Consider the following 9,335-nt stretch of genomic DNA (forward strand, 5'->3'; position numbering starts at 1 on the left):
TTTCACTAGCTATTGTTTTTTTATTTGTGTTCAAGCTAGCTCCGCTGGTCTTTTTGACACCAAAAAGAAAGAAGCCCGTCCGGCCAGGACACCAATCATTATTTAAAAGAACAAGAATTTATTCATTCCTTAAAACTTCTCAATAAATCCCATCGATGTATTAATCTCGATAGCATACCCCATATCTTGTAAACGTAAAATAATACGTTGTTTATTGTGTATAGATACCAATTCTGCTAACATTCCTTTAAACGGCCCCGCCTTAATCATAACTTTTTCGCCAGCTTTAATAGCAAAATCGAAGACTTCTAAATCACCTTCAGTAGCCAATAATAATTTTAAATCTTGTATTTGTTTGTCTGGTAGGCTGGCTACATTTCCGGAGAAATAAATAAACCTTGCGATGCCATTGGTCATTAAAACCTCGGCATATTCTTTGGCCGAAATATACACAAACAGATAAGATTTAATTAAGGGTTCTTCAACAATTTTTTTGCGATCGCTCCATTGTTTAAGTGTCTTTTTAAGAGGGAGATAAGCAGTAATGTTTTTACGGATCAGCTCATCGTAAGCTTTTTTTTCTGCCCTCGAACGCGTATAAACTGGATACCATCTGTAATTATTGTCCATTTTTTGGCGAGTCGCTTATTCGTTTATAGTTGAGTCGTTTTTCGTTCTAGGCTGTTACTGCCGGCCCATGTTATCTAAATTCCTTGTTATCGTAATCGTTTAGAGCGTTTTCAATATTGAATTCCTCAGCGCATTGATCTTGTTCGTCAATGCTTCAAGTTTATCTCTGAAAAGTAAGTATTCAATTTCGTTAATGTAATTTAGATCATAAGCACCAATGATATGATTAATAGTTTCAATTGCACTAGAATAAGACATAACCATAAAATGTGCTTTATCTTTTGATGTAATTCTAGCCGTTCCCTCTGCTAAGCAATCTCCAATGCTACTGGAAGAGCGTTTTATCTGGCTTGTGAGACCATAGATTTCTTCCTTTGGAAATTTCTTGACTAATTCGTAAATTTCTTTTCTAAATTTTCTTGCAAGTTGCCAAACCTCTAATTTTTCAAAAGAATATATGTACATTTTTATATTTTTAGTTTAGTCGCCTTTCAATAAGTTCTTTATCTTCACTTTGCTTAACACCTGCACACTTTTTAGTTTTCTTTCCTAGCATTATTTGCATTTGATAATGCCCCAATACACTCAAACGTCTCAACACCCCAACGCCTCAACATCTTTACATCCAAAAGCCTCAACATCTCAACGCCCAAATGTCTCAACACCTCAACATCTCAACTCGCTATTTCTTCCAAACCTCCCACCATCTCTTATCATGATCATAGTAGCCACTTTTTCCATAACCCGTGTAATTAGAGTAATAATAAGTGCCCGAATTGCCATAAGCATAATTTGTTGTATATATATTCGAATGCAGTTTTTCGTTACCAAAGGAATTCAAAATAATGGCAATGTTGTTTAAGCTATATTCTTTTGATAAGCGATCGGGAATACTTGCCGCCCTATTTTTTGAAACACCAGAACGAATAATGAATAAATTTACATCGGCTTGCCTAATCAATGGAATAGAATCGGATACTAAACCAACAGGAGCGGTATCGATAATAATATATTCATAAGTAAGCCTTAATGTTGCGATAAGTTCTTGAATCTGGGAACTGTGTAAAAGTTCTGAAGGATTAGGTGGAACAGGACCGGAAGTGATGTAATCGATATTGTGTTTTTCATCCCGATTGATGATTTCTTCTAAAAGATTTTGCTTCGATAAATAAGTGCTGAGCCCGATTTTATTACTAGAACCAAAGGCTTTGTGCAGTTTTGATTTTCTTAAATCCGCTGCAATTAGAATGACTCTTTTATCTATAATAGAAAGTGTACCCGCCAAATTTAAGCTAACAAAAGACTTACCTTCTCCAGAGATTTCAGAAGTAACACAGATCACTTTGGTCGCTTTATCACTGGCCATAAAACTTAAATTTGTACGAACTGATCTAACAGATTCTGCAAAAATAGATTTTGGTTTCTCGATAGAAAGTACACTTTGGTTCTCAAAATCTACCTTTTTTGGGTACCTTAGGATCACTCCTATAATAGGAGTGCTAGTAATTCCCTCTATGGTTTCAATATCGTATAGATAGGGATTTAATAATCGAGCTGCCAAGATTAAACCCAAACCTGCAAATAAACCCATAAACATATACGAGGAATATATTTTGCGTGGAATAGGGGAAATCGGAAAAAAAGAAGGCTGTGCCTGGCCAATAATTGTAGCGCCAGAAATTACAGCAGCAGAACTGATTTGAGCAGAAAGTTTACGCTCGAAAAGCATGGAAAACATCCGCTGATTGATATCAAAATTACTTTGTAATTTAGCAAAATCATTTTGTTTTGATGGAATGTTACCTAGAGATTGATTGGCACTATTAATTTGACCATTGATGAAGCTAATGGTTTTTTGATTTCGCTCATGTAATAAGCTAATATTCGTAACAATGGCTTGCTTAACTTCATCAAGTTGCCGTTCAATATCTTTAATGGGTTGAGCTTCCGCATTAAAGTTTTGCAACTTATTTTCTCTAGAGATAATAAGTGTATTCAGTTGGGTAATTAAGCTTGCAAGCAAAGTGCTATTTGTACCTTCCAAATTTAGATTCAATTGAACTTTATCTTTATTACTTTTAACTTGACGCTCTAGTTGTTGTATGCCCAACTCTTGCAATTGAAGTTCTGCTATTTGACTTTGCAATTGAGAAAGTTTAGAACTATTAATCTGCTTATCCGTTGTTGGGTCGATAATCCTGTTATTTGTTTGAAAACTTGATAGTTTATTTCCTGATTTATTTACTTGAGCATCTAAGAAATCAATCTGACTATTCAGATAATCAATGGTCTGTTTTGCAGATCTTTTTTTAAGTTCGGCATCATTTTTAACATACTGTTTAATGATTTCGTTCAGTACATCAGCAGAAAAAGTAGGATTACTATCCGTATGGGTAACCCCCATAATATTGGTATTCTTTTCTTGTTCGTAAACATTTAGGCCACCAGCGGCTCTCCCATATAAATCTCTAATCCCATTAAATTTAAAACTATATTTACCTATCGATGGAATGGGCGACTTAATGGAAAAAAACATATTGCCCATATTGATGGGCTGGTTATACTTAAATTTTTCTTGAGTTTTGAACTGATTGTCGCTTGTGGAAATCTCGAAGGTGTTGGCATCAACAGGGTTCACATTATAAGTAGCGCGACTGAAATTTACAGAATCTTGAGTAATAATATCAATTTTAAAAGGGATTTTAGGATAGAGTTCAGAAGTTCTAACTCGCCCTTCCAAATAATAGCTAATTCTATAATTTAGGTTTTTTAGGGCATTGAGAATCACATCCTCAGACCGCATAATAATTCCTTCCGTTTGAATCTGATTGTTACCAAATCCCCTATAATTCATAGGTGCGTTGGGTAAGGCACTCATCTGCTGATCATTGTTATCTAGCTTTAACGAAGCGGAAGTAATGTAAATAGGTGTTATAGTGCGTAGATAAAGCCAAGCAATAATAAAACTGATTAAGACACAGCCTGCAACCCAGTACCATCGACTCAAAAATATGCGTAGAATTTTCCAGTAATTAATTGTCTGACTGGCAAGTTTTTTTTGCTCTATTTGATTGTGCTGATCCATTAACGAGTGATGGTAAATATTAATACGGCCAAATTTATTACAACCAAGAGTGGTTGTATAATATTATTGGCACTTTGTAATTTATCGCTTATTGCTTGACCTTTGGTTTCTTGCAAAACCACAATATCATTGTTTTGCATAATTAATTTTTTACTGGCCAAGCTATTGATGTCGTTTAGATTTACGTAAATAATTTCCGGATTGCTCCTATCGCCACGAATAATTTTTAATGTTTTAGGGTCTGCAGTTTTGGTAATTCCTCCTGCTTCCCCTATAATATCTATTAATGTAGTATTATCTCTCTCTAATAAAAAGTTCCCTTGTTTGCCAAATTCACCAAGAAGGGTAACTTTTAAATTGACGACCGTTAGCTCGATAATAGGATCTTTAAGAAGCTTTTGTTTATAAATTTCCTGAATCTTTAAAGCGGCTTCTCTCCGGGTTAAGCCCACAACTTCCACTTTTCCGATTGCAGGTAAGGTTACGAAGCCTTCCAAATCAACTGTATAGGATAAAATACTTGAACCTGGTCCTGCCGCTGCTGAGCCAGGGACCGATGCACCAAACTCGAAATTTTGAACATTACGTATAGCCAACTGATCATTGACTTTAATTTTATAATAGGCATCACTAATGCCTTGATCGTTTACAACATAAACCTGCTTAATCGTATCCGTTAACTGGTCAGTTGGGGAATTAAAAAGTGTGCGCTGTTTTCTTATGGAGCAAGAAGAAAATAGGCATAGAGTTGCTAAAATGAGGTAACAGATTCGTAAGTGTTTAGTCATAAAGATGACGATCTAGTTTAATTACGTAAAGTACAAAAATACCTGATAAAAACCCTAAAAAAGAAAATATTGAAAGTTTTAAAGAGAATTTAAGTGTGAAATTATACAGATAATGTTGATATATGTCAATAATTATCAAGAATCTGGACTATGTTTTAGATTTAAATATTCTACATTTGTTTTAATCAAATCCTTATTGTTTTAGCGCAAACCCACGATTAATAGGGCAACTTTTAATCAATGGGAAAGTCTAAACTTTTTTTTCTAATCGGATTATTTTTCTTTTTTTTTAGTAAATCCTTTGCTCAAACGGGATGTATTGGAAGCCTTTCGGGCGACTTGTATTTAACTAATACATCAGGTACAAATTATAGTTATGGTGGTTTTGTGGTGGCAAGTTCCAGTATTTATTCAACCTATTGTATCAGTTCAATAGCTTCTAATGGTACATGCACAATTACGGGTGTTCCGTTTTTTGGTTCAGTTTCAGGTTCTTTAACTATATACGGGCCATTGCCATGTCCAATCGATAACGGAATTTTTTTTATGATTTTTGGAGTATTTACTTTTTATAAGTTATTTGTTAGAAAGGGCTTAATCTGTAGTATTAATTAGTTGTCTTGGTAATTTGGCTGATTCTTGGTAAATTTGTGCTTTTAGACTCATCCCTCATCCCAAGTTTATGAAAAAAATATTTTTAAGTATTTTTTTATTTATGCTACTTTTTCTTAAAATAACATTTGCTCAAAACGGATGTTACATAAATGACGGTAACGGCTCGAGAGTTTTTTTTGTTGCTCATCCAGATGGCAATGCCTTACATTTTACTTCAACTGGTAGTGGTACAAATTATATAGTGCTTAACACGGGTACTTATAACTGCACCAATTATAGTACGAGTACATTTGCAACTAATATAGGAGCATTGGGGGCCGCTTGTGAAGTTCAACAGAATTCTGGTCTTTTAACATATACTGGTAATTTAATTACCAGCTTTCAAGTTTATCAATGCCCCATAGATGAATACATATGGATTTTAGTTGCTGTATTTTCTATATTAGGGTATTTACTTCTAAGAAAAACAATTGTTAAGCAAAACTTAATCTCGTCTTAGGATTTCTTACTAAGTTTACAGCACATCAATAAAATTTAAAGTTTTAGTTAAAAGCTCGGTTCAGCTTTTACTATTTAATATTATCTCTTACATTTTCTGATTTTTTCATCATGAAACGCCTAAAGTTTATCTCAGTAAAGTAAATGATAGATATTTAGGTTAGTTTTTTTTAGACCAAAATTTACAGGCTTTCAACAACGCTAATTATCAATCATTAGAGTAGTTTGGCAAACTTCCACTCGCCTATTTATTTGCAAAAACCAAATGTATAATTAATTCGTATGTAGAGTTTTTATTTTCAATATTTGTAAAAATTGTAGCATTAGAGCTACTTTTTCGTTGTCTATTTTCTTTTATGAAGTTTTTAAAGTTTTACGCTACAAGTGTACTTCTTGTGGTTTGTTTTGGCTTTGCTAAAGCGGGCTCGGGATGTATTGATAATAATCATGGTGGCGATTTTATCTATTCCACGTTAATTTCTGGAACGACTTACGATTATGACGGAGCAAAAGTGCCACACAGTTATGATACGACTACACCATGTAATTCGGAGATTCAAGGCACCTCAAGTTACGCAAGCTGTAATATATATAAAAGTGGTGTTCTATATGGTACGGGATCATTTGTAGATTATAATATAGTTAATTGCCCATTAGATGATAATAGTATATATCTAATATTAGGCCTTTTCATAGTTGGTTCATATCATATAAAAAACTCTTTTTAGATTTCAAATTTAAACATCATATATGCGAGGAATTAAAGTTTTTGTCTTTTGCAAAATATTTTTTTTTGGCTTTGGGTATGATGGGTCAAGGATGCTAAATAAATTTCAACATTTATCCCACTCCTAATGGAACTGCAATAAATGGAGCAGCCACTGTACCGAATTATACAGGTATACCAATTCCCACAGTGAGTGTGAGCCGACAATTGGTCGCAGGATAGTTTTAATTACTCAATCAGGGCGTGCAATGTTAATTCGGCTACTTTAGGCCAAGAATGGACATATGGAGTAATAGATTGCCTACTCGATAATCCTATAGATCTGTTCTGTATTATCACAGTATTATTTCCTTTCATTTTTTAAAAAAAATATTCCATTCATTGCATATCGATTAGATTAATTTATACGTAGTTATTCATTTAGACTTTTCAAATTTTAATTCGAAAATACAGCTTAGATTACTTTTTGTAGTAGTATTGTTCAGTATCGATTACCTCTAAGAACTTGCCAATACACCAAACTGAACAAAAGGAACGTAGGTTATCCCACTCATAAACTGTTTTTTTGATAAAAATGGTTTGATGAAAGTATCAGTTATCTCGTTGATTTTCATTTTGTTGAATTTTATTTCGATAAGCAAAGCTTTCACTCAAGAGTGCTTAATCACTGAAGCAGGTCCTTTTTACAATAGGGTGTACACTTCTCCAAATATTAATTTACTAACGGGGGGCTATGCTATGTATAACAACAGCGCTTCAACTTATAGCGAATGTGGTTGGGCACCTGTTGCGGTAACAGGGAAAGCTTGTGGCGTTTGTAGTTTTTTGGGTCTTTGTGCTGCGGGGATATGTGCCTGTTTGGGTACCATATACACTGGTTATGAAGCCTCAAGTTTCACTATTATAGATTGCCCCCTCGACGATTATACTTGGGCAATCACCTTAGCTTCTGGAACTTTTGGTTTAATCATGATTAGAAGAAGAATCAAGTAACTTTTTTTTCCTCTTTACTTCCATTCCTATTCACCCTTCCTTCACCACATCCCCGTGGTATATGCATAGATGAAGCATAGATGCGTCATAGATGAAGCATAGATAAGGCACACCTAAGCTTAGATTGATAAGCGAGACATTCATTTTTGAGATTGAATCAAATTCCTTCATATTTTTCTAATCTCGGTATTAATTCTATCTTTAGCGTATGATTAATTCTATAGCTTATGCAAAAGTTAAAATTAATCATCCCGCTCTTAAAATCCCCCTCATCCATTTTTCTGAAATTTATAAGTACCACTTTATTTCTAATGGGTGCCCAAAAACTGTCTGCCCAATCTGATGGCTGTCATGTAGTAAGAGGCATTACGGATGTGATATATTACAATCCCTATGGGTCACAATGGATAACTACGGGCGTTGTAGATGCCAGTGGGGCAGAGGGTGGCTATCATACAGATGGTTCTGCAACATTTGGGTGTATTAAAGATCTAGGGGGAAGTTGCGATATCTATCAGCAATATAAAATGGCAGATGGTACAACTGGGATAAGAATCTACATGTCTGGAACTTATGCCAACATTGATCCACTGAACTGCCCAATTGATGATTATCTGCCACTATTTTTTATATTTACGGCAAGCTTCACCTTCCTCAAATTAAAACAGGAAAGAATTCTCCTAAATGAAAATAACCTTAATCACAGTTGTATATAATGGCGAAGCTTTTTTAAAAGAATGCATTGAATCTGTTGTTGCACAGTCTTATAATAACATTGAGTATATTGTAGTAGATGGCAAATCGACGGATAATACATGGAATATTATCGAAGGTTATAAAGGAAGCATTCACAAATTTATTTCAGAGAAAGATGAAGGCCTTTATGATGCCATAAATAAAGGAATAAAACTGGCTACTGGAGAAATTGTTGGCATTTTAAATGCTGATGATATGTTAGCATCAGATGATGTTTTAGATAAAGTCGCAGAAGTTTTTATTGAAAATCCAGAGCTCGACGCGGTTTATGGTGATTTAAATTACATTCATCCAGAAACACAAAAGGTAATCCGAAAATGGAAATCAAGGCAAATAACCTCGGTCGACATTAAAAAGGGGTGGATGCCTGCTCACCCAACGCTCTATTTGAGAAAAGAGTTATTTGAAAAGTTTGGTTCATATGCATTGGATTTAGGAACAACTGCAGATTACGACTTAATATTAAGGTATTTCCACAAACATAAAATTAAGGCGCACTATCTACCAATGTTAATGGTCAATATGCGTGTTGGCGGATTAAGCAATCAATCCTTTAAGAGCAGATATTTAGCGTTTATAAATGATTATAAAGCACTCAAAAGAAATGAAATTCCAAACCCAATTCTAACAATTCTTAGAAAAAAGTTAAGTAAGCTCGTCCAGTTTCTTAGATAATCGAGTAATGACTGACTAAGAGAATATTGTAGTTCGACTCAAATTTAAAGTTAACCTCGGTGCAGGCTTATAAAACTATGAGGGAAACTCCCCTCCTAATTTAGGAGGGGCGGGGGTGGTTAAATTTACAGTAAGCCCATAAATTCCCATCTTTAAAGCATTAAGATTCCCGCCTACGCGAGAATGACGGTCTATGAGGAGTTTCGTGGTAAGCACCCAGTTTCTGCACCCTGCTATCCGGCCTCAGGCATGATGGAAGGAAAGGACGTTTAAACTTTTGCACTACCGTTCAAATACTCACTATCCAAAACAGAGGCAAGTTCAATCCTTCATTGAACCTAGTCCACTGTTGACCTAAAAGTTTAGACGTTCCTATCCAACATCAGGACAAAGCCTTGATCTTTTGTTTCTTTTCTATCAAGAGAAAAGAAAGAGCCCCTCGGCGGCGGCGAGCCGATCCAGAAAAACTTTTACCTTTAATACAAACTAACCCAGCCTTATAATTAACCTCGGTGCAGGCTTATAAAACTATGAGGGAAACTCCCCTCCTAATTTAGGAGGGGCGGGG

Annotated in this window: 9 protein-coding genes; 5 read left to right on the plus strand and 4 right to left on the minus strand. The window is 34.9% G+C overall.

Going from position 1 to position 9,335, the window contains the following annotated elements:
* Positions 1 to 129 precede the first annotated feature (129 nt).
* The 4 genes from H7U22_RS17390 to H7U22_RS17405 all read right to left on the minus strand — a co-directional run bounded on the left by H7U22_RS17390 (position 130) and on the right by H7U22_RS17405 (position 4,503).
* Positions 130 to 630 carry a UpxY family transcription antiterminator gene (locus tag H7U22_RS17390; RefSeq protein WP_187072616.1) on the minus strand — a complete coding sequence of 167 codons (501 nt, stop codon included), beginning with the start codon at positions 628 to 630 and terminating at the stop codon, positions 130 to 132.
* 99 nt (positions 631 to 729) lie between these two features.
* Positions 730 to 1,095, minus strand: a complete 366-nt coding sequence (locus tag H7U22_RS17395) for a four helix bundle protein (protein ID WP_187072617.1) — start codon at positions 1,093 to 1,095, stop codon at positions 730 to 732.
* A gap of 217 nt (positions 1,096 to 1,312) precedes the next feature.
* Positions 1,313 to 3,715 (minus strand): GumC family protein, encoded by a 2,403-nt coding sequence (locus H7U22_RS17400; protein ID WP_187072618.1) that lies wholly within the window; start codon positions 3,713 to 3,715, stop codon positions 1,313 to 1,315.
* On the minus strand, positions 3,715 to 4,503 hold the full coding sequence (locus tag H7U22_RS17405; RefSeq protein ID WP_187072619.1) for a polysaccharide biosynthesis/export family protein: 789 nt from the start codon (positions 4,501 to 4,503) through the stop codon (positions 3,715 to 3,717). Before H7U22_RS17405 ends, H7U22_RS17400 begins: the two co-directional genes overlap by 1 nt.
* Before the next feature lie 682 nt (positions 4,504 to 5,185).
* On the opposite strand from H7U22_RS17405, the gene H7U22_RS17410 reads away from it, so the two are divergent.
* From H7U22_RS17410 to H7U22_RS17430, 5 genes are all read left to right on the plus strand, one after another.
* The gene (locus H7U22_RS17410) at positions 5,186 to 5,617 is read left to right on the plus strand and encodes a hypothetical protein (RefSeq protein WP_187072620.1); all 432 of its coding nucleotides are present in this window, start codon (positions 5,186 to 5,188) and stop codon (positions 5,615 to 5,617) included.
* Between the two features lie 355 nt (positions 5,618 to 5,972).
* Positions 5,973 to 6,344 (plus strand): hypothetical protein, encoded by a 372-nt coding sequence (locus H7U22_RS17415; RefSeq protein WP_187072621.1) that lies wholly within the window; start codon positions 5,973 to 5,975, stop codon positions 6,342 to 6,344.
* Positions 6,345 to 6,925: 581 nt separating this feature from the next.
* Positions 6,926 to 7,336 carry a hypothetical protein gene (locus H7U22_RS17420; RefSeq protein WP_187072622.1) on the plus strand — a complete coding sequence of 137 codons (411 nt, stop codon included), beginning with the start codon at positions 6,926 to 6,928 and terminating at the stop codon, positions 7,334 to 7,336.
* Positions 7,337 to 7,563: 227 nt separating this feature from the next.
* Entirely contained in the window at positions 7,564 to 8,052 is a 489-nt protein-coding gene (locus H7U22_RS17425) for a hypothetical protein (RefSeq protein WP_187072623.1), read from the plus strand.
* Positions 8,021 to 8,767: a glycosyltransferase family 2 protein gene (locus tag H7U22_RS17430; protein WP_187072624.1), complete on the plus strand. Its 747-nt coding sequence runs from the start codon at positions 8,021 to 8,023 to the stop codon at positions 8,765 to 8,767. The genes H7U22_RS17425 and H7U22_RS17430 overlap by 32 nt, the downstream gene beginning before the upstream one ends.
* Positions 8,768 to 9,335: the final 568 nt, after the last annotated feature.

It is taken from the genome of Pedobacter fastidiosus, from assembly GCF_014306625.1.
GTDB classification, from domain to species: Bacteria; Bacteroidota; Bacteroidia; order Sphingobacteriales; family Sphingobacteriaceae; genus Pedobacter; species Pedobacter fastidiosus.

What these genes read in the sequence shown, in the direction of transcription:
- H7U22_RS17390 (WP_187072616.1), bottom strand. Translation starts at nt 630, where the DNA reads ATGGACAATAATTACAGATGGTATCCAGTTTATACGCGTTCGAGGGCA.
- H7U22_RS17395 (WP_187072617.1), bottom strand. Translation starts at nt 1,095, where the DNA reads ATGTACATATATTCTTTTGAAAAATTAGAGGTTTGGCAACTTGCAAGA.
- H7U22_RS17400 (WP_187072618.1), bottom strand. Translation starts at nt 3,715, where the DNA reads ATGGATCAGCACAATCAAATAGAGCAAAAAAAACTTGCCAGTCAGACA.
- H7U22_RS17405 (WP_187072619.1), bottom strand. Translation starts at nt 4,503, where the DNA reads ATGACTAAACACTTACGAATCTGTTACCTCATTTTAGCAACTCTATGC.
- H7U22_RS17410 (WP_187072620.1), top strand. Translation starts at nt 5,186, where the DNA reads ATGAAAAAAATATTTTTAAGTATTTTTTTATTTATGCTACTTTTTCTT.
- H7U22_RS17415 (WP_187072621.1), top strand. Translation starts at nt 5,973, where the DNA reads ATGAAGTTTTTAAAGTTTTACGCTACAAGTGTACTTCTTGTGGTTTGT.
- H7U22_RS17420 (WP_187072622.1), top strand. Translation starts at nt 6,926, where the DNA reads ATGAAAGTATCAGTTATCTCGTTGATTTTCATTTTGTTGAATTTTATT.
- H7U22_RS17425 (WP_187072623.1), top strand. Translation starts at nt 7,564, where the DNA reads ATGCAAAAGTTAAAATTAATCATCCCGCTCTTAAAATCCCCCTCATCC.
- H7U22_RS17430 (WP_187072624.1), top strand. Translation starts at nt 8,021, where the DNA reads ATGAAAATAACCTTAATCACAGTTGTATATAATGGCGAAGCTTTTTTA.